The 21509-nt window shown below is 73.5% G+C and carries 17 protein-coding genes; 5 read left to right on the top strand and 12 right to left on the bottom strand.

Annotation, left to right across the window (positions count from 1 at the left end):
* Window positions 1-152: 152 nt before the first annotated feature.
* Window positions 153-797, bottom strand: a complete 645-nt coding sequence (locus tag ACFWFZ_RS00375) for a helix-turn-helix domain-containing protein (protein WP_387114345.1) — start codon at window positions 795-797, stop codon at window positions 153-155.
* 177 nt (window positions 798-974) lie between these two features.
* Window positions 975-1358 carry a GbsR/MarR family transcriptional regulator gene (locus tag ACFWFZ_RS00370; RefSeq protein WP_387114342.1) on the bottom strand — a complete coding sequence of 128 codons (384 nt, stop codon included), beginning with the start codon at window positions 1356-1358 and terminating at the stop codon, window positions 975-977.
* Window positions 1359-1725: 367 nt separating this feature from the next.
* Here ACFWFZ_RS00370 and ACFWFZ_RS00365 point away from each other — a divergent pair, with 367 nt between their 5' ends.
* A complete protein-coding gene (locus tag ACFWFZ_RS00365; protein WP_387116218.1) occupies window positions 1726-2136 on the top strand; it encodes an FKBP-type peptidyl-prolyl cis-trans isomerase in 411 nt (136 codons plus the stop codon).
* A 24-nt stretch (window positions 2137-2160) separates the two neighbouring features.
* On the opposite strand, the gene ACFWFZ_RS00360 is transcribed toward ACFWFZ_RS00365, so the two are convergent.
* From ACFWFZ_RS00360 to ACFWFZ_RS00345, 4 genes are all read right to left on the bottom strand, one after another.
* On the bottom strand, window positions 2161-3627 hold the full coding sequence (locus tag ACFWFZ_RS00360; protein WP_387114339.1) for a glycosyltransferase 87 family protein: 1467 nt from the start codon (window positions 3625-3627) through the stop codon (window positions 2161-2163).
* A gap of 661 nt (window positions 3628-4288) precedes the next feature.
* Entirely contained in the window at window positions 4289-5005 is a 717-nt protein-coding gene (locus tag ACFWFZ_RS00355) for a class I SAM-dependent methyltransferase (protein WP_387114336.1), read from the bottom strand.
* A complete protein-coding gene (locus tag ACFWFZ_RS00350; RefSeq protein ID WP_387114334.1) occupies window positions 5002-5631 on the bottom strand; it encodes a DUF2064 domain-containing protein in 630 nt (209 codons plus the stop codon). The genes ACFWFZ_RS00355 and ACFWFZ_RS00350 overlap by 4 nt, the downstream gene beginning before the upstream one ends.
* Entirely contained in the window at window positions 5628-6347 is a 720-nt protein-coding gene (locus ACFWFZ_RS00345) for a glycosyltransferase family 2 protein (RefSeq protein WP_387114331.1), read from the bottom strand. The genes ACFWFZ_RS00350 and ACFWFZ_RS00345 overlap by 4 nt, the downstream gene beginning before the upstream one ends.
* Window positions 6348-6472: 125 nt before the next feature.
* On the opposite strand from ACFWFZ_RS00345, the gene ACFWFZ_RS00340 reads away from it, so the two are divergent.
* On the top strand, window positions 6473-7240 hold the full coding sequence (locus tag ACFWFZ_RS00340; RefSeq protein WP_387114327.1) for a response regulator transcription factor: 768 nt from the start codon (window positions 6473-6475) through the stop codon (window positions 7238-7240).
* A complete protein-coding gene (locus ACFWFZ_RS00335; RefSeq protein ID WP_387114324.1) occupies window positions 7237-8343 on the top strand; it encodes a sensor histidine kinase in 1107 nt (368 codons plus the stop codon). Before ACFWFZ_RS00340 ends, ACFWFZ_RS00335 begins: the two co-directional genes overlap by 4 nt.
* 180 nt (window positions 8344-8523) lie before the next feature.
* Here ACFWFZ_RS00335 and ACFWFZ_RS00330 read toward each other — a convergent pair whose 3' ends face one another.
* The 5 genes from ACFWFZ_RS00330 to ACFWFZ_RS00310 all read right to left on the bottom strand — a co-directional run bounded on the left by ACFWFZ_RS00330 (window position 8524) and on the right by ACFWFZ_RS00310 (window position 16123).
* Window positions 8524-9597, bottom strand: coding sequence for an NAD-dependent epimerase/dehydratase family protein (locus tag ACFWFZ_RS00330; RefSeq protein ID WP_387114321.1), 1074 nt, complete (start codon window positions 9595-9597; stop codon window positions 8524-8526).
* A gap of 111 nt (window positions 9598-9708) precedes the next feature.
* The gene (locus tag ACFWFZ_RS00325; protein ID WP_387114318.1) at window positions 9709-11439 is read right to left on the bottom strand and encodes a methyltransferase; all 1731 of its coding nucleotides are present in this window, start codon (window positions 11437-11439) and stop codon (window positions 9709-9711) included.
* 134 nt (window positions 11440-11573) lie between these two features.
* Complete coding sequence (locus ACFWFZ_RS00320; RefSeq protein WP_387114315.1) at window positions 11574-12785, bottom strand: 4-hydroxybenzoate 3-monooxygenase; 1212 nt, start codon at window positions 12783-12785, stop codon at window positions 11574-11576.
* A 131-nt stretch (window positions 12786-12916) separates the two neighbouring features.
* Window positions 12917-14542: an alpha/beta fold hydrolase gene (locus tag ACFWFZ_RS00315; protein WP_387114312.1), complete on the bottom strand. Its 1626-nt coding sequence runs from the start codon at window positions 14540-14542 to the stop codon at window positions 12917-12919.
* Window positions 14543-14554: 12 nt separating this feature from the next.
* Window positions 14555-16123: an alpha/beta fold hydrolase gene (locus ACFWFZ_RS00310; protein ID WP_387114310.1), complete on the bottom strand. Its 1569-nt coding sequence runs from the start codon at window positions 16121-16123 to the stop codon at window positions 14555-14557.
* A gap of 282 nt (window positions 16124-16405) precedes the next feature.
* Between ACFWFZ_RS00310 and ACFWFZ_RS00305 the strand changes: the two genes are divergently transcribed.
* The gene (locus ACFWFZ_RS00305) at window positions 16406-17401 is read left to right on the top strand and encodes a polyphosphate kinase 2 family protein (RefSeq protein WP_387114307.1); all 996 of its coding nucleotides are present in this window, start codon (window positions 16406-16408) and stop codon (window positions 17399-17401) included.
* Window positions 17402-17417: 16 nt separating this feature from the next.
* Window positions 17418-20138, top strand: coding sequence for a cation-translocating P-type ATPase (locus ACFWFZ_RS00300; RefSeq protein ID WP_387114304.1), 2721 nt, complete (start codon window positions 17418-17420; stop codon window positions 20136-20138).
* Window positions 20139-20296: 158 nt separating this feature from the next.
* On the opposite strand, the gene ACFWFZ_RS00295 is transcribed toward ACFWFZ_RS00300, so the two are convergent.
* The gene (locus tag ACFWFZ_RS00295; protein WP_387114301.1) at window positions 20297-21496 is read right to left on the bottom strand and encodes a S8 family serine peptidase; all 1200 of its coding nucleotides are present in this window, start codon (window positions 21494-21496) and stop codon (window positions 20297-20299) included.
* Window positions 21497-21509 lie beyond the last annotated feature (13 nt).

Raw genomic sequence — 21509 nt, 5'->3', positions numbered from 1 at the left:
AGACCGAGGCCCCGTTTCACGAGGCCCCGTTTTCCCGAGTACGAGGTGATCCGCGGCTGCCGCCTCGGACGGTACGCGCCGGCTCCCGGCCGGCTGGGCCTGCCCGCTGCCTCGCCCCGCGGCCCAGCCACGTTCTCCGCGGACCGCCCGAGTCACGGACGGTACTCCACCCGCCGGCCAGTGAGCCGGTGCGGAGCGATCGTCATCCAGTGGGTGCGCTCTCCGCCCGCCCAGGGCGTGGCGTGGGCGGAATCGGCCCGGCGCCCCAGCGCGGCGGGATGGGGGGCCGCCTCGATCACCCCCACAGCCAGTACGCTCCACCCCCTCGCCGCCACCTCGTCGATCTGCTCCGCCTCGAAGGCGGCCTCGGTGCCGGCGGCCCGGGCCAGCACCGAGTCGGCCCCGGTCCGGAAGGCGATGCCGTCCTCGGAGATCAGGTAGTTGACCGGGTGGACGGCCGGGCCGTCCGCGGTGAAGACGGCAACCCGGCCGATGCCACGGACGCCGAGCAGCCGTCGGCACTCCTCCTCGTCCAGGACGACCGGCTGGGCGTCCGTGCGGGGCCGCGTGACCGGCCGCCCAGGATCGTGAGCAGCGCGGGGACCGGCCAAGGCGTCGACGGTGGTGCCGAGCACCTCCGCGAGGCGGACGAGCACTCCGGCCGTCGGGAGGACGGCGCGGTCCTCCAAGGAGGCTATGTAGTGTGCGTCCGCCCCGCAGCGCTCCCCCAGTTCCTCGCGGCTCATTCCGGCCGCGGTTCGACGGGCGGCGAGCCGCCGCCCCAGGTCGGTGGTCATGGTCAGCCCTCCTCAAGCGGCCGGGTCGCCGCGTCGCACTGCGTTCCGGCGGGACGCGGCCGTTCCCTTCCCGCTACAGCCAGGCTGGCCCCCTGCCGGGCCGCTCCGCATGAGCCGATCGGTCCCCTCCACGTGCCGTGTGGAGCGCCGAGCCCGGGAGGAGGCCGCGGTGGCCCGTCACGTGAGGAGGGGGCGCCAGCGGTCGGCGGAATCTCGCATGTCGTGGATGACGCGTTCCAGGAACGCTCCGCCCTTGGCGAGCCGATGCCCCGCCGGACTGTCGGGGCCCAGGGCCTCCGCCACCTCCATCGCGGCCTGCGCCGCCTCCAGGGTCTGCTGAGCGCTGATGACGATCGAGTGGTACCAGGCCTCGCCGTCGACGACGTAGACGTCGCGCCGCCCTTGCGGCTCGCGTTCACGACGCACGTATCCGTGCTGGACCAGGGAGTTCACGGCCACTGATACGGAGGCCGGACTGACCTGTAGCCGTCGGGTCAGCTCGGCTGCGGTGGGCCTGCCGTCCGCCGACAGCAGCAGGTCGACGTGTACGCGAGCGGTCATCCTCGGCATCCCGGACCTGACTGCCAGCTCGACGATCTCGTCCCCCGTCGTTCCGCCCGCCGATCCGCCCGCGCGTGGGGGCTCCAGGGCACCACGCCGTGCCCGCAGGGCGGTCGCCTGGTGGGCTTGCTGGGGCCGGTAGCCCGCGGGACCGCCGTTGCGTGAGACCTCCCGGCTGACCGTCGAGGTCGGACGTTCGAGCCGCCTCGCGATCTCGGCAGAGCACGCTGATCGAGAGCTGCGCCGCCGCCCCGGGCCGACCGTACCGAGGGCCAGCATGGCCCTCCTCCCAGGGCCGCCCCGCAGCCGAAAGGGCTCGGATTCTTCTAGAGTCTCCGGAGTGTCGACGGAGAGTGATGAGGCGGCGATGAGCGAGCTGGCGAAGCCCGAGGTCCACGTTCCGGAGGGTGACGCTCCTACCGAGCTGACCGTCCGGGACCTTGTGGTCGGGGACGGGGCCGAAGTGAAGCCGGGCATGGTGGTCCGGGTCCACTACGTGGGGGTGGCCTTCGAGTCCGGGAAGGAGTTCGACGCCTCCTGGGACCGGGGCGAGCCGTTCAAGTTCGCCCTGGGAAGTGGCAAGGTCATCAAGGGCTGGGACCGGGGGGTGCGGGGCATGAGGGTCGGCGGTCGGCGCGAGATCATCGTTCCCCCGCGTCTCGGCTACGGCAATCAGTCGCCCTCGCCGTTGATCCCGGCGGGCTCGACCCTGGTCTTCGTGGTGGACCTGCTGGACTCGTATTCCGGCACGGCCGGGTGGAGCAGCGCCGCCCGGTAGCCCTGGCCGCTCCTCCCCCTCACCTCACTGCCCGTCATCCGCACGACCCTGCGTACCGGGTGCCGGCTGGCCGCGGGATGTGGAGCGGGCACGGTGGATGCGGATCGCGTGGCCCGCGAGGACCGCGAGGAGGGCGGCCGCGTACATCACGGTCCCGGCACCGGGCAGCGCACGCGAGGTGAGGTAGGCCGCGGCGCCCGCGACGGCGACGCCGAGCCATTCCCAGCGGCCGTCGAGGGCCACCAGCGCGACCAGGAGCAGGGCGTACCAGGAGTACCCGGGTGTCGTGAGGAGGAAGGCGGTGCCGGTGACGAGGAGCGCTGCGGACCAGGGGCGTTCGGGGTCGCCGCGGAGGATCGCGTACAGGCTGACCGCGGCCGTGCCGACGAGGACGGCCGGCAGGGCCCAGGAGTCGGGCAGGACGAGGCGCAGCAGGGCGTAGCGGTTGCCGGAGGCGGCGTCCTGGTAGCCCTCCTCCTCGGCGTATCCGCCGAGGTATCCCAGGACGGAGGCGTCGGAAAGCAGGACGTACGGCAGGTACAGCGCCGTCAGGACGGCCGCGGCGGGGAGCAGGGTGGCGGCGAAGTCGCGGGGCCGCCGTACGCCGGACAGCGCGCCGGGGAGCAGTACGGCGGGCAGCAGCTTCGCGGCGGTGGCCAGGCCCAGCAGCGCGCCGCCGGCCGCCCGGTGGCGGACCGTCAGGGCGAGGGCGGCGACGGACAGGAGCACGGCGAGGGCGTCGGCATGGGCGTTGTTGACCGCTTCGACGGCCACGGCCGGGCACCAGGCCCACCAGGCGGCGTTGCGCGGGTCGCCGCGGCGGCGCAGGACGCGCAGCAGGACCAGTGTGGTGGCCACGGCCAAGGCCGCACCGCCCGTCTGGAGCGCCTTGTGGCGGACCCCGTCCGGGGAGAGGGTGTGGACGAGGAGGAAGTACGCCTCGCCGGCGGGCGGATAGACGGTGTGGACCTGGGGGCGGTTGATACGGGTGCATCCGCCGCCCGGCAGCGACGAGAGGTCGGGCCGGGCGCAGTCCTCGCGGGGTGGGAAGAGCCAGCCGTCCCGGAGGCCGGCGAGGGCGGGGTCCGCCGGGGCGTGGTCGTACGGGGAGATGCCGGCGGCCTGTACGCGGCCGTCCCAGGCGTAGCGGAAGGAGTCGGTACTGGTGCGGGGCGCGGCCGTCAGACCGGTGGCGGCCACGGCGATGCCGCCGGCGAGGACGAGGGCCGCGACGTGCCGGGCGGGCGCACGCCGCAGTGTCCACGCCGCCGCCCCGAAGAGCGTCCAGCACGCGGCGTACCGCCAGGAGAGCCCGGCCGGGTCGGCGAAGTACCCGTCGTGGCGGACGGTCGCGACGAGCGCGGCGGTAAGGGCGGCCAACAGGACGGCGGTGCCCGCGGTGGCGCGGACGGTTCCGGACCGGCCCGGACCGGTGACACCTGCGGCGCGGCCGGCGGTGGGGAGGGGGCGTGCTGGACGGGGGTGGGTCACGGGCCCACCCTGGCACCGGGCGGGCCGTCGGCGGCACCGGCAGGGCGGGGCGTTCGTGTTCCGTAAGGTGTCCGATCTGCCTCCCGGCCGTCCCGGGACGGTTGCCTGGGGTCGTGGAAAAACCTCCCCCGGCCGACGGCGTCCGGCCGTTCCGCGGCTGCTGCCCACCCCTCGCCCTGCGGCTGCGCGCCCTCCGTCCGCCCTCGTTCTCCGGCCGGTTGCACGGCCCGCGCACGGCGACGGTGTTCGGGCGGTGGCTCGGAGCGGCCCTGGCGGTGTGCTTCCCGACCGGGCTGGTCAGCCACTTCCTCCGGCAGCCGCCGACTTGGCTGTCCGGCCACATCGCCTTCGGGCTGGTGCTGATCGGTGTCGGCGGGGGCATCCGGCGGCGCGGCCCGATCCGCGCGGGGTGCTGCTGTGGCTGGGCGGGGCTCTGGTCGTGCACGACGCCCTCGTCGCACCGCCGGCGGCCGCGACCGGCCTGCTGGTCGCGGCCGTGCCGGGCGGGCGGGCGGTCCACGCCGCGCTGATCACGGCGGGGGCGCTGGTGCTGATCGCGCTGCCGCTGCCGCTGCCACTGCGGCAGCTGCGCCGAACCCGCCGGCGCTCCCCCTGCCGTACGGCCGCGACCTGCCGCTGGTCCTGGCGGCGGTGGCGGTGGTCACGCTCGCGTCGGTGCTGCTCGTCCGGCGGCGGCGCGGGAAGGAGCGAATCCGAGTTCGGTGAAGGTCCGTCCGGACAGGGTCCAGTGGTGCAGGGGCGTCCAGCCGGCCCGGCCGGCTTGGCGGCTGAGGGCCTCGGGTCCCACCCGGGCCCAGGGGAAGGGGACGCCGAGGGTGCCGCGGCCGTCGTCGAGGCGGACCTCGCACCGCTCGTCCACCTCGACCGGGGCGGCTTCGGCGATCACCCGGCCGCCGGGGGCGAGCAGTTCGGCGGCCCGGCCGAGCAGGGCCGCCGGGTCGCCGCCGATGCCGATGTTGCCGTCGACGAGCAGGACCGTGGTCCAGCGTCCCTCGCCGGGCAGCGGTCCGAAGACCGACCTGCACAGTGCCGTGCCGCCCCGCCGGACGGTGCTGGTCACCGCGGCCGGGCTGACGTCCACGCCCAGGGCCAGGTGGCCGCGCTCGGCGAGGGCGGCCACCAGCCGGCCGGGGCCGCAGCCGACGTCGAGCACAGCGCCCCGGCAGCGGGCGAGGACGCTCTCGTCGCCCGAGTCCGCGTCGGCGAGCCACCGCTCCACTTCCAGCGGCATCAACCAGCCGTCCGTACGGCGCAGGAAGAGGGGGCCCTGCCCGGCGCGCAGGGCCGTGGCGTACGGGTCGTCCCGCCAGGGCCTGCGGGCCGCTGTCCGCGGGGCGGTCTCGCCGGGGGCGGTCACCGTACCGCCTCGGGCGACGCGGTCAGCCGGGCGTGCAGGGCGGCGAACCGGCCGTGCGGTGGCGCGGCCGCGACCTCACCGGCGTCGGCGGCCGTGTCCACGTCCCGCAGCACCGGCAGCAGTCCGATCCGCAGCCCGGCCGCGCGCAGCCGCTCGTACTGCACCGCCCCGGTCTCGGGCACCGACATGGGTACGCCCAGCAGCAGGGCCGGGTCCGGGTCGGCCAGCCCCAGGGCCCAGAACCCCCCGTCGGCCGCCGGGCCGAACCAGGCGTCGTACCGGTCGAATCCGAGGGCGGGTCCGAGGAGGTCCGGGGTGACCTGGGGGGTGTCCATGCCGATGAGCAGGGCCGGGCCGCCGCAGTCGGTGAAGGCCGCGGCGAGGCGTGCGTCCAGTTGTCCGGAGCTCTGGGGCCGGACTTCGAAGCGGGGCGGGAGCCACGGGCCGGGGGAACCGTCGAGGAACAGGAGGTGCCGGGCGGCCGGTGTGGCGGCCGCCGCTTCCAGGGTGTCCGCCAGTGCGGCCTCGGCCAGGGCCGCCGCCTCGTCGGGGGTGAACGGAGGGGTCAGGCGGGTTTTGACCCGGCCGGGCACGGGCTCCTTGGCGATGACCAGCAGGGCGGTCACCGGGCGCCCTCCGCGGGAGAGACCGCGGAGGCGGTGCGGGGCGGTTCGGCGAGTACGGCGCGCATGTCGCGGACCGCCTGCCAGGTGCCGCGCCAGGTGCCGGTCACCTTGGACTTCCCGGACCGGGGCAGGTACGGGACGTCCTCCTCGCGGATCCGCCAGCCGGCGTCGGCGGCCAGGACGACCATCTCCAGCGGGTATCCCGAGCGCCGGTCGGTGAGGCCCAGGGCGAGCAGTGCCTCGCGCCGGGCGGCCCGCAGCGGCCCCAGGTCGTGTAGGCGCAGGCCGGTACGGCGCCGCAGCATCCGGGACAGGGCCAGGTTTCCGGCCCGTGCGTGCGCGGGCCAGGCGCCCCGGCCCTGCGGCCGGCGGCGTCCGAGGACCAGGTCCGCCCCGCCGTCGGCGATCGTGCGGACGAAGCCGGTCAGCAGCCCGGGGTCGAGGGAGGCGTCGCAGTCGCAGAAGCAGACGAACTCGGCCCTGGAGGCGAGCAGTCCGGCGTGGCAGGCTGCGCCGAAGCCGCGCCGGGCCTCGGTCACGACGGTGGCCCCGAGGGAGCGGGCGATGTCCGCCGATCCGTCGGTGGAGCCGTTGTCCACGACCAGGGCGCGCCAGCCGGCGGGGATGCGGGCGAGGACCCAGGGCAGTGCCTCGGCTTCGTTCAGGCAGGGAAGGACCACGTTCGCTTCGCTGCCCACGGGGGGATGATCGGTCACGCCTGCCACCGTAGGAACCCGACCGGGGAAACGGGGCCACCGACTCCTTACGAAACACGGACGGCACAGAGGGGTCCGGCCGCCGGGGAAGACGGTGCCCGGCCGGCCGTACGACACTGGGGAGCATGAGCACGCCTGCACCCCCCGCCCGGATCCTCGTCGTGGACGACGACCCGACCGTCGCGGAGGTCGTCACCGGATACCTCCGCAGGGCCGGTCACCGCGTCGACCACGCCGCCGACGGCCCCGCCGCCCTTGTCCTGGCCGCCCGCGGTGTACCCGACCTGGTCGTCCTCGACCTGATGCTGCCGGGCCTCGACGGGCTGGAGGTGTGCCGGCGGCTGCGTGCCGACCGGCCCGTGCCGGTGATCATGCTGACGGCCCGCGGGACGGAGGACGACCGGATCGCCGGCCTCGAACTGGGCGCCGACGACTACGTCACCAAGCCGTTCAGCCCGCGCGAGCTGGTCCTGCGGGTCGAGTCCGTACTGCGCCGCAGCCGGCGCGGCGCGGAGGGCGGCGAGGGGAGGGAGCGGCGGGCCCCGCTGCGCGCGGCGGGAATCGTCGTCGACCCGGCCGACCGGCGGGCGTCCAAGGACGGGCGCGAACTGGCCCTCACCCTGCGCGAGTTCGATCTCCTGGCGCACTTCATGGCCCGGCCGGGCCGGGCGCACAGCCGTGAGGAGCTGATGCGGGACGTGTGGGGGTGGGAGTTCGGCGACCTCTCCACGGTCACCGTCCACGTCCGCCGGCTCCGCGCCAAGATCGAGGCCGATCCGGCTTCGCCGCTGCTGATCCAGACCGTGTGGGGTGTCGGGTACCGCTTCGAGGCCGGGACGCCGGACGCCCCGGACACGGCTTGTCCCGACGAGGCGGAAGGAGTGCGGCCGTGAGGGACATCCTGCTCATCGCCCTCTTCGCGCTGGGTGGCGCGGTGTGCGCCGGGGCGGCGGGGGCGCTGGTCCTGCGGCTGCTGCGGCGTAGGTCGGTCGCCGTCTCCCTGACGGTGGTGGCGGCCGTGGCCGTCACGGCCATGCTGGCGGGCACCCTCGCCGTGGCGTGGGCGATGTTCCTGTCGCCGCACGACCTCACGGTGGTCACCCTGGTCGTGGCGATGGCGGCGGTGGTGTCGCTGGCCACGGCCCTGCTGATGGGTCGCTGGGTGGTGGCCCGCAGCCACGACCTCGCGCTCGCCGCCCGGGACTTCGGGGAGGACGGCGATTTCACCACGCCGTCCGCCCCCGCGACCGCCGAACTGGCCGGTCTGGCGGGCGAACTCGCGTCCACCAGCGCCAGGCTGGCCGCCTCCCGGGAGCGGGAGCGCGCCCTGGAGACCTCCCGCCGCGAACTGGTCGCCTGGATCTCCCATGACCTGCGCACCCCGCTCGCCGGGCTGCGCGCGATGGCGGAGGCCCTGGAGGACGGTGTCGCCTCCGACCCGGCCCGCTACCACCGCCAGATCCGCACCGAGGTGGAGCGCCTCGACACCATGGTCGGGGACCTGTTCGAACTCTCCCGCATCCATGCCGGAACCCTGGCCCTGACGCCCAGCCGCATCTCTCTGCGGGACCTGGCGGCCGATGCCCTGCTGGGCGCCGATCCGCTCGCCCGGGAGCACGGTGTGCGGCTGCGCGGCGAGGACATCGCGCACGTGCCCGTCGAGGTGGACGGCAAGGAGATGACCCGGGTCCTGGCCAACCTCATCGTCAACGCCATCCGCCACACACCCGCCGACGGCACCGTCGCGGTGGCCGTGGCCCGCCGGGAGGACTCCGCGGTGCTCTCCGTCACCGACGCGTGCGGAGGCATCGCCGAAGACGACCTGCCGCGCGTGTTCGACACCGGCTGGCGGGGCAACCCGGCCCGCACCCCGCCGTCCGGGGCGGGGCTGGGGCTGGCGATCGTACGGGGCATCGTCGAGGCCCACGCCGGCCGGGCCGACGTACGCAACGTCCCCGGCGGCTGCCGCTTCGAGGTGACCCTGCCGCTCGCCTGACCGGGACACGGCCGCGGGACCGCCTCCCGGGCCCGCGTCCCCGCACACAGGACGACGACGCCCGCCTCACCGGACCCGGGACGACGACCGTCCCGGGGCCCGGGACGACGCCCGCCTCACCGAACCCAGGACGACGCCCGCTCCACCGGGCCCGGGACGACGCACGCCTCACCTGAGGCTTCACCTGACCCCGGACGACGCCCGCTGCCGCGTCGCGGCGAACTCCGCCATCCCCTCGGCGAACCCGACCTCCGGCCGCCAGCCCAGCTCCCGCCGCAGGCGTGCGGAGTCGGCCGTGATGTGCCGGACGTCCCCGAGCCGGAACTCCCCCGTCACCACCGGCTCCGGGCCGCCGTGGGCCCGCGCGAGCACCGCCGCCATCTCCCCGACGGTACGCGGTTCGCCGCTGCCCGTGTTGTAGGCGGTGTGCCGGCCGCCGACGTGTTCGGGCGACGGCGCCGCCAGCGCGGCCAGCGCCGCCGCGTTGGCCCGCGCCACGTCCCGTACATGGACGAAGTCCCTGCGCTGGCCCCCGTCCTCGTAGACCCGGGGCGCCTCGCCACGGGCGAGGGCGGAGCGGAAGAACGAGGCCACGCCCGCGTACGGGGTGTCCCGGGGCATCCCCGGACCGTAGACGTTGTGGTAGCGCAGGGAGACCGCCGAGCCGCCCGTGGTCCGCGCCCAGGACGCGGCCAGGTGCTCCTGCGCCAGCTTGGTCGTCGCGTAGACGTTGCGCGGATCCAGCGGGGCGTCCTCCGCCACCAGTCCCGGCACCAGTGCGGCGCCGCAGCACGGGCAGCGCGGCTCGAACCGGCCCTCGCGCAGGTCCCGGGCCGCGCGCGGGCCGGGCCGGACCACACCGTGTTCGGGGCACTCGTACCGGCCCTCGCCGTACACCACCATCGACCCGGCCTGGACGAGCCTGCGTACACCGGCCACGGCCATGCCCGCCAGCAGCACGGCCGTACCCAGGTCGTTGCACGACACGTAGTCCGGGGCGTCCGCGAAGCCCTTCCCGAGGCCCACCATGGCCGCCTGGTGGCAGACGGCGTCCACCCCGCGCAGGGCGCCGCGTACGGCGTCGGCGTCCCGGACGTCTGCGCGGAGGAACTCCGCGTCGGGGAGCGCGGGCTCGACCGGATGGGCGGCCGGCAGCAACGCGTCGAGCACCACCGGCTCGTGCCCCTGGTCCCGCAGGACGTCCACCACCTGGGCGCCGACGAACCCGGCGCCTCCCGTCACAAGTACGCGCATCCCCGCACGCTACGCACCCGGGCGGTCCGCCAGGGGCTCCCACACCGTCCCGTAAGGCTTCCGTCATGCCCACCGGCACGCGACCGCGCAGGGAGGCGCGGGGAGGCCCGGTCAGGTTCTGCGGGCGTGGAGGGTGTGGGCGCCGAGGGCGAGCGGGGTGTGGCCGACGAGGGTGAGGCCGCAGTCGTCGAGCAGCCGGGCGTAGTGGCCGGCGGTGCGTTCGCGGCCGCCGGTGTTGCACATCATGTGGAGGTCCCACGCGGTGGCGAGGGAGGCTCCGGCGTCGGTCGGCAGGAGGCGTTCGACGATGAGGAGGTCGGCGTGGCCGGGCATGGCGTCGGCGCAGTGGCGCAGGATGCTCCGGCAGCGGTCGTCGTCCCAGTCGTGCAGGACGCGGGACAGGACGTAGACGTCGCCGCCCGGGGGGACGTCCGCGAAGTCGCCCGCCCGGAAGCCGCAGCGTCCGCCGGCGGGGGTGGCGGCCAGCCGCGTGCGGGCCGCCGCGATCACCTGGGGGCGTTCGAGGAGGATGCCGCGCAGGGCGGGGTGGGCGGTCAGGATGCGGGCGAGGAGTTCTCCGGTGCCGCCGGCGATGTCGACGACGGTACGGGGGCGGCCGGGGGCGGTGGCGGCGGCGGTGAGGACCGGGTGCGCGGGGAGGGGTGTGAAGATGGGGGCGCTCGACGCCATGGACTGGTCGAAGAGTGCGGCGAGTTCGGGGTCGCGGGCGAAGTGGTCGAAGTGGTTCTCGCCGTAGAGGTGCTCGAATCCGGGCTGTCCGCTGCGGACGGTATGGGCGAGGTGCGCGAAGGACTGGTAGAAGGGGCCGCCGTACATCAGTGCCAGGGGCCGCATCGAGCCGGGCGCCTGCGCGTCCAGAAGTGCGCCGACGCCGGTGAGGCGGAAGCCGTCCGGGCCGTCGCGTACCACGCCCAGCATGGCGAGGTACCGCAGCAGGGTCGCCAGGCTCTCCGGGTGGGCGCCGACGGTCCGGGCGAGTTCCGCGGTGCCGGTTGCGGTGTGGCGGTCCATGGCCTCCGGGAGCCGCAGCTGTGCGCACGCGGCCAGGGCCTGGGTGGTCCAGGCACCGGTCAGCAGCCGCAGGAGCGTTTCCGCCGGCTGCGGCTCGCCCTGCTGCCGTGCGGGGTTCGCCGCGCCGTCATGTCGGCCGAGGTGCTCGGCCAGTACGTCGCGGTGGTCGCCGCTCGCGTACAGCTCCACGCGCCGGTACGCCGTCTTCGTGTCGGCGGGGGCGGTGAAGTAGAAGACGGTGCCGTCCTCGTGCAGGTTGTAGCCGCCGCCGTCGGCGGTCGCGCCCTGCCACGCGAAGCTCGCCAGGAGCCCGCGCAGCACCAGCGGGTCGGGCCGTACGACGTCGAAGGCGAGGTGCGCCTCGTGTTCCCGGCGGCGTTCGTCGGCGGCGATCGGGGACAGTCCGCTGCCGGGCGGCACGGTCAGAGCGAACACCTCGACCGCCCGGTGCTCTCCGGCGGGGCCGCGGACCTCGGGGCGGAGAATCCTTACGTCAAGATCGGCGAGGTCGCGGCGGTGGCGTGCGGCGAGGCGTTCGCGGACGACGACGCTGGGCCGCGCCGGAGCGTCGGCGGGCAGCCCGCACGCCGCCAGTTCGCTGCGCAGCGCGTCCTCGTCGGGCGGGAACACGAGGACGGCGGCGTGCGCGAAGCGGCACTGGTCCGCCAGTGCCCGCAGTTCGGGACCGCCGAGTCCGGGCAGCACCCGGGAGAGCAGGTCGCAGGTGTCCTGTTCGCGCACGAACGCGGCCGTCGCGCTCAGCCGCCCCGCGTCGTCGACGGCGGCCGCCGTCATCGTGGCCGTGGGCATGGTGAAGGGAGGTTGGGAGTGCATGTCCGTGTCCGAATGTGAGGGGGAGGACCGTGTGCGGGCGCGGGCAGCCGCCGGCCCGGGCCCCGGGAGGGATGAGGCGGGGAGAGGACGGGGAAGGGAGAGGAAGCCCGTCAGATGCCGACGTAGTTCTCGGCGAACCAGTCCTGCTGGCTGGGCGAGGTACGCAGCGAGGCGATCCGGGAACGGCGCAGGCGCTCGTGGAAGAGCGAGGTCCCTTCGGCGTCCGAGGCGTCGTGCAGGAGGCGGACCATCCAGTGCGAGAACTCCTGCGCGCGCCAGATGTGGACCAGGCACCGCTGCGAGTAGCGGGCGAGCTGCCCGGGGTCGCCGTGGACCAGCGCGTCGGTCAGGGCGTGGGCCAGGATCTCGGCTTCCAGCACCGCGAGGTTGGCGCCCTTGGCGGCGGACGGGCTGATCAGTGCGGCGGCGTCGCCCACCAGGAACAGCGAGCCGTGGCGCAGCGGTTCGAGGACGTCGGACTCAAGGTCGACGACGGTGCGCTGGAGGAACGGGCCGCGCCGCAGGAGTCCGTACTCGGCCGCGCGCATGCGCAGGGCGAGTTCGTCCCAGATCCTCTCCTCGTGCCAGGCATCGGCGCGGGTTCCGCGTTCGCACTGCAGGTAGTAGCGGGTGATCTCGGCGGATCGGGCCATGTGCCCGGCGAATCCGCCCGGGTGGAGCGCGTAGCCGACGGCGTCCAGGCTCGGCGGCGCCTCGGCGAGCAGGCCCAGCCAGGTCACACCGTGGTCGCGGTGGTGACGCTGGACCGCGCCGGGCGGGATCGAGCGCCGCCCCGCCCCGTGGCGGCCGTCGCAGGCAGCGACGAACCGGGCCCGCCACCGGCCCGGGCGCCCGTCGCCGTCCCGCACGGCGACCGAGGGCGTCGGGCCGTCGGCGTCGGCCACGGCGACCGCTTCGGTGTCGAAGAGGATGGTCCCCCCGGAGTCGAGGAACTGCGCCTGCAGGTCGGCGACGAGTTCGTGCTGGGGGTAGACGGTGTGGGGCTCGCCCCGGCCGAGGTGGCGGTAGTCGAGGCGGAAGCGGCCGTCCTCGGTGCGGAATTCGCACACGCTGTGTTCCTGGCCGCGGCGGCGCAGTCCCCCGTCCAGACCGTTGCGGGCCAGGATGCGTACGGTGTTCGCGGCGAGGAAGCCGGCCCGTGCGCGTTTCCGGATGTCTTCGCGACCCGCGCGTTCCAGGACGACGCAGTCGATACCGCGGCGGAGTAAGAGGTTCCCCAGCACCAGGCCGGCGGGGCCGGCCCCGATGACGACCACATCAGCCGAGTCCAGGGCGACTGCGGCATATTGACTCTCTGTCACAACAGTGGATCTTAGGCACTGCAAAGTTCGAAGATCGTCCAGAATCACCCGTATGGTCCGCACGATGAGAAAAGGATTCTGCCGCCACCGCCGCACAGGCGGGATCGGGGGGATCGGGGGGAACGGGGGGATCAGGGGGCGATCTCGAACTCGGGTGCCTTCAGGCTCTTGAGGCATGCGGTGTCCGGTGCCTGGGGGTCGTCGAAGAACGACACGGTGATCTTCTGCGCGCACTCCGACGTCGCGAACACCACGTGCGGCTCGTACGGGACCGTGACGGCCTTGGCCCTGTCCAGCGTACGGGCGACGTACTCACCGTTGTCCGCACCGGTCTGGGAGTCGAAGCCGCCCGACAGGGCGAGGGTGGGGATGTCGCCGCGTGTGGCGTCACGGATGGAGCGCGGCGCCGCCGGGACGTTCCAGACGTCGCAGTCCGGGCGGAGGAAGGTGAGCTGCGGCGCCTGCGCCTGCACCGAGGGCGGGAAGGACGGGAAGGCGTCCTGGCCGCCCCGGAGCGCCTGCTCCTGGGTCTCGTACGGTGTCCACTCGCTGCAGAACACGCCGTAGACGAGACCGTGCGCGACCCTGCCCATGGCCTCGGGGCTGAGCTTGCCGCCCGCCCACTGCCGGGCGATCCGCTCCGGCTTGCCGTTGGCCAGCTCGTCGAGGGCGGCGGGCACCTGGGGCGCCACGTGGGTGGCCGAGGTCATCCAGTTCACCAGGGCTCCGCCGTCGAGTAGGACCTTGACCGGCTTGTCGCTGCCGGGGAGCGTGACGGTGGTGGTGACCGGCTCGGCCTCAAGTCGGCGGACGAGCTTGTCGAAGGTGGCCGACAGGTTCGGATAGCGCTTGTTGCACGCGGGCTGTTGCGCGCAGGCCTTGAACAGGCCGTCGAATCCCTGCCGGGCGCTGCTCCAGGTCGCCGCCGAGCCGGCCCTGGACGGCGGGAGGATGCCGTCGATGCCCACCGCACGCAGTCCTTCGGGGTGCAGGCGCATGTAGACCAGGGCCAGGTGGGTGCCGTAGGAGATGCCGAAGAGGTTCCACTTCTCGATGCCCAGCGTCTTGCGCAGGTCCTCGTAGTCGGCGGCGCTCTCGGTGTCGTTGTAGGCGCTGAGGTCGATCCCGCGGGCCACGAGCTTGTCGCGGCAGGCCTTCGTGGCCTCGACGTGCAGGCGCTCGGTGGCCGGTGCGTCGTAGGCGAGGCCGACCGCGCGTGCGTTGAACTCGTCGATCCCGGGGCACAGGAGGTTCGGGTCGGCCGAGTACGTTCCGCGCTGGGACATGAAGATCACGTCGCGGTCGCGGTTCAGGCCGCCGTCGATCGCCAACTTCGCCTCACCCACCGCGTCGTCCCCGGGGCCGCCCGCGAGCCAGACGATCGGGTCGGCCTTCGGCTCGTCGGTCGCCGCGGGCACGATCGCCACGCCGAGCCGGATCGAGCGGCTGTCGGGCTTCCCGCGGTTCTCGGGCACGGTGAGCGTTCCGCAGCGGGCTCCTTCGAGGGCCTCAATCGGCTCCGGTGTCTTCGGGCAGGGGCCCGGTTCGAAGGCGGCGTCACCCACTGTCCGGGCGACGGTGCCCGTGGGCGCCCCCGGAGTGGGGTCGGTGCCGGTACCGGCACCGGAGGCGGTCTGCGCCCCGGCGGGCGCCGCGAGCAGGCCGGCGACGAGGAGGGCGGCCGCCAGACCGGCCGACGAGGGGGCCAGGAGTCTTCCGGCGGAGCGGCGACGGCGGAGCGCACGGGCGTGGGTCATCTGCCCTCCCGGTCATTCGGGGATGATCGTGAACGGTTTGGGCTCCACGTCGTCCACGCAGCTGGTGTCGGGCGCGGTCGGGCGGGCGAAGAACGAGGCCAGGACACTCTGCGCGCAGGGCGACTGCGGGACCACCCAGTGGCCGATGCCGGGGACCAGGACGGAGGTCGAACGGGACAGGTTGCGGGCCACGTCCTTCGCCCAACTCGCCCCCGTCTTCACGTCGAACGTGCCGGAGACGACGAGCGCGGGCACCGAACTGACCGTGGGCTGCCGCTGGGCGGCCGCGCGGTCCGCGACGTCCCAGATCCCGCACGCCGGGTACTGGAAGGGAAGTTGCGGCACCTCGGCGAGGACCGTGTCCGGCCACTGTGGATAGACCTTGCGCCCGGCGGTCAGCACGTCGGTCTCCGAGTACCCCGGGGCCCATTCGCCGCAGACCACGGACTGCGTCAGGCCGTGTGCGAACTCGCCGGTCTTCTGGACCGATCCGGCCGCGCGGGCCTTCGCGAAGCGCTCCGGGTTTCCGTTGGCGAGTTCGTCGAGCGCCGCCGGCAGGTCCTCTGGCCGGGGGGTGAGGGCGACGATCAGGTTCAGGAGGGCTCCGCCGTCGAGGACGACCGTGACGGGCCGGCCTCCCCCGGGCGGCTCGACGTTCAGCGTCAGAGGACGGGCTTGCAGCCTGCGCACCTGCTCGGTCAGCGTCCGGCGGAGGTCGGGGTAGCGGTCCTTGCAGGCGGGCTGTGCCGCGCACGCCTCGATGATGTTGTCGATCCCCTCGGCGGTGCTGGCCCATGTCCACGGCAGGGTCACGTGCTGGGGAGGCGTGACGGAGTCGATCGCGAACGCGCGGATGCCCTCGGGGTGCAGGCGCAGGTAGGTGAGGGCCAGGTTGCTGCCGTACGAGTACCCGTAGACGTTCCACTGACGCAGGTCCAGCGCCTTGCGCAGGTCGGCGAAGTCGGCCGCGTTCTCCGTGGTGTTGTAGGCGCTCAGGTCGACGCCCTGGGCGGTGAGGCGGCTCCGGCAGTCCTTGACGGCCTTCAGCATGAGCTGCTTGGCCTGGTCCGAGTCGTAGCCGAGGCCGACGGCCTGCTCGTTGAACCGGTCGATCTCCGGGCAGGCGAGATTCGGCTGGTCGTAGAGGTTGCCGCGCTGGGCCATGATGATCAGGTCGCGGTCCTTGTTCAGGCCGGAGTCGACGAGGAAGGGGATGTCGTCGAACGTGTCGGCGCCGGGGCCGCCCGCCATGAACACCACGGGGTCCTGCGCGGGCTTCGCCGGGCTCACGGCCGGAATGACGGCGACGGCCAGTCTGATGGTCCGGCCCCCGGGGCGGGAGCGGTTCTCGGGAACCTCCAGGTGGCCGCAGCGTGCGTCGCCCAGCGCCTCGATGGGCTCGGGCGGCTTCGGGCAGGGGCCGGGCACGAACCGGGGCGGGGCGGCGGGGCTGGGGCCGGCGGACCGGGAGTCCGGTGACGTGGTACCGCCGGGCGTGGGCGCGCCGGGTACGGGGCCGAAGGCGGTCAGGCTGACCAGCGCGACCGCGGCGGTCACCGCGTGGAGGGTGTGCTTGGGCATGGGCTTCGTTCCCCTGCCGGCATCGGCGGCGGACCTGTTGGGCCAGGCCGCAGCGGTTTGGGCGGAACGCTCTTTGTCGACGCTACCGGCTGCACCCCGCGCCCGCACGCGGAGCCGGCGCCCGGTGCGGACAGGGCGCGCGGGACGGGCGGGACGGGCGGGACGGGCGATCTTGGCCCGGCGAGCAGACAATGAGCTACGAGGCGCCCGGCGCGGTGGGGGTTACGGGCGCTCGACGCCACCGGCCGGAGCGCCGCGGGTCCAGCGAAGGGCTGATGGATGATGTCGGACGAGAGAGCCGAACGCATCGCGGATTTCATCGAGCCGCTGCGGGTGAAGCCCGGGTCGCGCGTACACCTGGGCCGGGACTTCGATCCCCGCTTCAAGGCCGGCCTGAAGAAACGGGACGGCGTCGAGCTGCTGCGTACCGGGGTGTCGTTGCTGGCCGAGTACCAGGACCGGCTGGCCGCCCAGGACACGTACGGTGTGCTGCTGTGCCTCCAGGCCATCGACGCCGGGGGCAAGGACGGGACGATCCGTCATGTGATGAGCGGCGTCAATCCCCAGGGCGTCAAGGTCAGCAGCTTCAAGGTGCCCTCCGCCGAGGAGCTCGACCACGACTACCTGTGGCGGTACGCCTGTCGGCTGCCGACGCGCGGCGAGATAGCCATCTTCAACCGCTCGCACTACGAGGAGGTCCTCGTCGTACGGGTGCACCCCGAAAACCTCGCCCGGCAGAGGCTGCCCGAGGAGTCCAGTGGGCCGGACGTGTGGGACCGCCGCTACCGGGAGATCAACCGCTGGGAGCGCTACCTCACGGACAACGGGTTCAAGGTGCTGAAGATCTTCCTCAACCTGTCCGAGGAGGAGCAGCGCGCCCGCTTCCTCAAGCGGATCGACCGGCCGGAGAAGAACTGGAAGTTCTCCGCGGCGGACGTCCTTGAGCGGCGCCGGTGGGACGACTACCAGGACGCGTTCTCCGCGATGCTGTCGGCCACCAGCACGAAGTGGGCGCCGTGGTACGTCGTGCCGGCGGACCGGAAGTGGTTCGCGCGGATCTGTGCGGCGGCGGTCCTCGTGCACACCCTGATGGACATCGATCCCCAGTACCCCGACGTGGGGGACGAAGCGCGCCAGGCCCTCCTCGCCACCCGGCGCGACCTGGAACGGGAAGCCCCCGCAGGGGCCCCGGCCGATCCGTACTCCGAATCCGCCTCGCGGCGGCACGGGAAGAAGAAGCACGGGAAGAAGAAGCACCGCAAACACAAGCGCGGCTGAGGCCGGAGGCACGACGATGACAGTGCAGGCGCAATCCGCGGGAGAGCAGCCCCCGGCCCCGGGGGACGGCTGGTACGCGCGTGCTCCGCAGGAGGTCGCGGCCGCGTTCGGCGTGGATCCGGCGGTCGGTCTCGGCGCGGCGCGAGCCGCGGAGCTCCTGGCCGCGCACGGGCCGAACGCGCTGCCGGAGGAGAAGGGGATCCCGCTCTGGCGGCGGTTCCTCGCGCAGTACCGCAGCTACATGCAGCTCGTGCTGCTGGCCGCGGCGGCCGTCTCGCTGCTGATCAGGGAGTGGACCACCGCAATCCTGCTGCTCGTACTCACCCTGCTGAACGCGGTGGTGGGCCTGCGCCAGGAGGGCAAGGCCGAGAGCGCGATGAACGCGCTGCGGTCGATGATGAAGGCGACGGCGCGGGTCCGCAGGGACGGGTCGGAGGCCGAGGTCCCCGCGGAGCAGCTCGTCGTCGGCGATGTCGTGCTCATCGCCGCCGGGGACCAGGTGGGAGCGGACGGGCGGATCATCGAGGCCAGCGCGCTGCAGATCGACGAGTCGGCGCTCACCGGCGAGAGCGTTCCCGCCGCGAAGGACTCCCGGACGCTCACGGGCTCGCTGCCGGCGCCCGGCGACCGGACGAACATGGCGTTCATGAACACGCCGGTCACCCACGGCAGCGGCGTGCTCGTCGTCACCGCGACCGGCGCCGGCACGGAGTTCGGCAAGATCTCCGGGATGCTGTCGGCCACGGAGAGGGAGGTGCCGCCGCTCACCAAGGAACTCGACACCCTGACGCTGTGGATCACCGCCGCCGCGGGTCTGACCATGATCGTGATGTTCGCCCTGGGGCGGCAGCGGGACCAGGCCTGGGACGCGCTGTTCGTCAGCGCGGTCTCGCTGGCCATCGCCGCCATCCCCGAGGCCCTGCCGACCGTGACGCAGGCGATCCTGTCCGTCGGCAGCCTCAACCTGGCGAAGCGGAACGCCATCGTCAAGGAACTGCCGTCGGTCGAGACCCTGGCGTTCACGTCGGCGATCAACTCGGACAAGACCGGCACCCTGACGATGAACCAGATGACAGCCGTCGAGGTGGTGAGCCCCACCGACCGGTACACCGTCTCGGGCACGGGGTACGGGCTGGCGGGAAGGGTCCACCACGCGGCGGGCTCCTCCGCCGGAATCGAGGACGCGATCCTGCCGTACGTGGTGGCCAGCGACGCGAAGCTGGTGGACGGCGAGGTGGTGGGCGATCCCACCGAGGGTGCGCTGCTGGTGCTCGCACACAAGGCCGGGCTGGACGTCGACGCCACCAGGGAGGGCCTGCCACGGCTGGCCACGCTGCCCTTCGACCCCGGGTACAAGCTGATGGCCACCTTCAACGAGGCGCGCGACGCCTCCGGACGGCGGGTCGTGCGGTGTCACGTCAAGGGCGCGGCCCCCGCGGTGGTGGCGCGGGCCGCCACCGCGCTCGCCGCGGGCGAGACCGTCCCGTGGGACGCCGCGCTGGCGGCGCGCGCCCAGAAGCAGACCGAGCGAATGGGCGGTGAGGGGCGCCGGGTGATGGCCGCCGCCACCCGGGATCTGGACCCGGCCGCTTTCGATCCGGAGGGCGACCTGCTCGCGTACGTCACGGAGCTGCGGATGACCAGCCTCGTCGGCATGGTCGACCCGCCCCGCGAGGAGGCCAAGGCCGCGGTGGCCGACGCCCAGGCGGGCCACATCCGGGTGCGCATGGTGACGGGTGACGACGTCACCACCGGTGCGGCCATCGCCCGGCAGCTCGGCATCCCCGGCGAGGCGATCCTCGGCGCCGACTTCGCCGCCCTGAGCGAGGAGGAGCAACTCGCCCGGATCGACGGCATCGGTGTGGTGGGGCGGGTCGCGCCGGAGCACAAGGTGCTGCTCGCCGACACGCTCAAGAAGAAGGGCGAAGTGGTGGCGATGACCGGGGACGGCGTCAACGACGCGCCCGCCATCAAGTCCGCGGACATCGGGATCGCCATGGGCAGCGGCACCGACGTGGCCAAGAACGCCGGCCGCATGATCCTCTCCGACGACAACTTCGCCACGATCGTCTACGCCGTGGAGCAGGGTCGCAGGATCTACGACAACCTCACCAAGTACATCCGGTTCGTGCTGCTCCTGCTGGTGGCCTTCGTGCTGACCTTCCTCGGGGCCACGGTCTTCAACATCGCCGCCGGCGAGCCCTTCACACCGCCGCAGGTGCTGTGGATCCACTTCGCCGTCAACGCCTCCTTCGGCTTCGCGCTGGGCTTCGACCGGGAGAGCCCCGGGCTGATGCGGCGCAGGCCGCGCCCGCGCGGGGAGTCGGTGCTCACCCGGCCCGTGCTGGTCACGGTCGGGCTCGGCGGCCTGGCGATCACCGTCCTCCTGCTGGGACTCATCACGCTCGGCAAGGCCCACTTCGGCAGCGTCGCGACCGGCCAGTCCATCGCGTTCACCGCCTTCGCGCTGTGTCTGATCGTGGCCGCGTTCGAGTGCCGCAGCGAGACGGAGTCGGTGCTGACCCCGTCCACCTTCGACAGCCGGCAGATGAACCGGGTGGCGCTGGTTCAGTTCGTGCTGGCCGTGCTGGCGACCCAGATGGACGTCTTCCGCAGGCTCCTGGGGACGACGCAGATCGACGCGCGGCAGTTCGGCTGGGCGGTGCTGGCCGCCCTCGCCCTCCTGCTCCTGTGGGAGCTGGGCAAGCTCGCGGCCCGGCGGTCCCGCGGCACCTGACGGCGGGTGTCGTACCCCCTGACCCCTGACCACTGACCGCTGACGGCTGACCGCTGACCGCTGACCGCTGACCGCTGACCGCTGACGGCTGACCGGGCAACGCAGAGGAGCGGCCCTCCGTTGTGCGGAGGGCCGCTCCCGACCGGTCTGCCGAAACGTTACGGCGCGACCTTCAGCAACTTGTTCGCGGTGCCGGAGGACGGGTTCTTGATGGCTCCCTCCGTCGCGGCCCCGGTCAGCGCGGCGGCCGTGGCGGCCGGCGTCGCGGACGGGTTGGCCGCCAGGTACAGGGCGGCGGCTCCCGCCACGTGCGGGGCGGCCATCGAGGTCCCGGAGATCGTCTTGACCCCGGTGTCACTGTCGTTCCAGGCCGACGTGATCTCCGAGCCCGGCGCGTAGAGGTCCACCACCGAGCCGAAGTTGGAGAAGTCCGACTGCTGGTCGCCCTCGGTGCTGGACGCGACCGTGAGCGCTTCGGGAACCCGGGAGGGAGAGCCCTGGCCGGCGTCGGAGGACTCGTTGCCGGCCGCCACGGCGAAGGTCACACCGGCGTCGACGGCCCGCTTGACCGCGGCGTCCAGCGCCTCGTCAACGCCGCCGCCGAGGCTCATGTTGGCGACCGACGGACCGGAGTGGTTCTTCGTCACCCAGTCGATGCCCGCCACGACCTGCTCGGTGGTGCCGGACCCGTTGTCGTCCAGCACCCGCACCGCGACGATCTTGGCCTTCTTGGCGACGCCGTGCGCGGTACCGGCGATGGTGCCCGCCACGTGCGTCCCGTGGCCGTTGCCGTCGTCGGCGGTCTCGTCATTGTCGATCGCGTCGAAACCGTGAGCGGCGCGGCCGCCGAAGTCCTTGTGCGAGACGCGGACTCCGGTGTCGATGACGTACGCGGTCACCCCCTCGCCGCCGCCGTCGGGGTACGTGTACTTCTGGTCGCCGGCCGTGGCGGCCTGGTCGATCCGGTCCAGGCCCCAGGACGGGGGCTTCTCCTGGGTCTCGTTGATGGTGAAGCGCTTGTTCTGCACGACCGTGCCGACGGCCGGGTCCGCGGCGAGCCGCTTGGCCTCCTTCTCGGTCAGGCCGGACGCGGAGAAGCCGTTGACCTTGGAGCCGTAGGAGCGCTCAAGCTTGCCTCCGTACTTCTTCGCCAGGTCCTCCTTGTTCGCGGCTGCGTCGAGGATGACGACGAAGCTGCCGTCCACGGCGCCTTGGACGCCGAGGCCGTGCACCATCCCCTCGGCCGGTTCGGCCGCCCCCGCGAAGGGGCTCGCGAACAGGGCCCCCGCGACCGCTGTCGCGGCTCCCGCGGCTATGGCCGTGTTGCGAAGGGCTTTGGATCGCTTGTGAGTTGCCATGTAGAGGGTTCTC

Origin of the sequence: Streptomyces sp. NPDC060232 (assembly GCF_042726555.1) — a bacterium.
In the GTDB taxonomy this organism is placed as follows: Bacteria; Actinomycetota; Actinomycetes; order Streptomycetales; family Streptomycetaceae; genus Streptomyces.
The sequence above is the reverse complement of the archived record's forward strand: the minus strand, read 5'-3'. Positions and strand labels throughout refer to the sequence as shown.

What these genes read in the sequence shown, in the direction of transcription:
- ACFWFZ_RS00300 (WP_387114304.1), top strand. Translation starts at nt 17,418, where the DNA reads ATGACAGTGCAGGCGCAATCCGCGGGAGAGCAGCCCCCGGCCCCGGGG.
- ACFWFZ_RS00370 (WP_387114342.1), bottom strand. Translation starts at nt 1,358, where the DNA reads ATGACCGCTCGCGTACACGTCGACCTGCTGCTGTCGGCGGACGGCAGG.
- ACFWFZ_RS00365 (WP_387116218.1), top strand. Translation starts at nt 1,726, where the DNA reads ATGAGCGAGCTGGCGAAGCCCGAGGTCCACGTTCCGGAGGGTGACGCT.
- ACFWFZ_RS00340 (WP_387114327.1), top strand. Translation starts at nt 6,473, where the DNA reads ATGAGCACGCCTGCACCCCCCGCCCGGATCCTCGTCGTGGACGACGAC.
- ACFWFZ_RS00310 (WP_387114310.1), bottom strand. Translation starts at nt 16,123, where the DNA reads ATGCCCAAGCACACCCTCCACGCGGTGACCGCCGCGGTCGCGCTGGTC.
- ACFWFZ_RS00295 (WP_387114301.1), bottom strand. Translation starts at nt 21,496, where the DNA reads ATGGCAACTCACAAGCGATCCAAAGCCCTTCGCAACACGGCCATAGCC.
- ACFWFZ_RS00325 (WP_387114318.1), bottom strand. Translation starts at nt 11,439, where the DNA reads ATGCCCACGGCCACGATGACGGCGGCCGCCGTCGACGACGCGGGGCGG.
- ACFWFZ_RS00330 (WP_387114321.1), bottom strand. Translation starts at nt 9,597, where the DNA reads ATGCGCGTACTTGTGACGGGAGGCGCCGGGTTCGTCGGCGCCCAGGTG.
- ACFWFZ_RS00375 (WP_387114345.1), bottom strand. Translation starts at nt 797, where the DNA reads ATGACCACCGACCTGGGGCGGCGGCTCGCCGCCCGTCGAACCGCGGCC.
- ACFWFZ_RS00315 (WP_387114312.1), bottom strand. Translation starts at nt 14,542, where the DNA reads ATGACCCACGCCCGTGCGCTCCGCCGTCGCCGCTCCGCCGGAAGACTC.
- ACFWFZ_RS00305 (WP_387114307.1), top strand. Translation starts at nt 16,406, where the DNA reads ATGTCGGACGAGAGAGCCGAACGCATCGCGGATTTCATCGAGCCGCTG.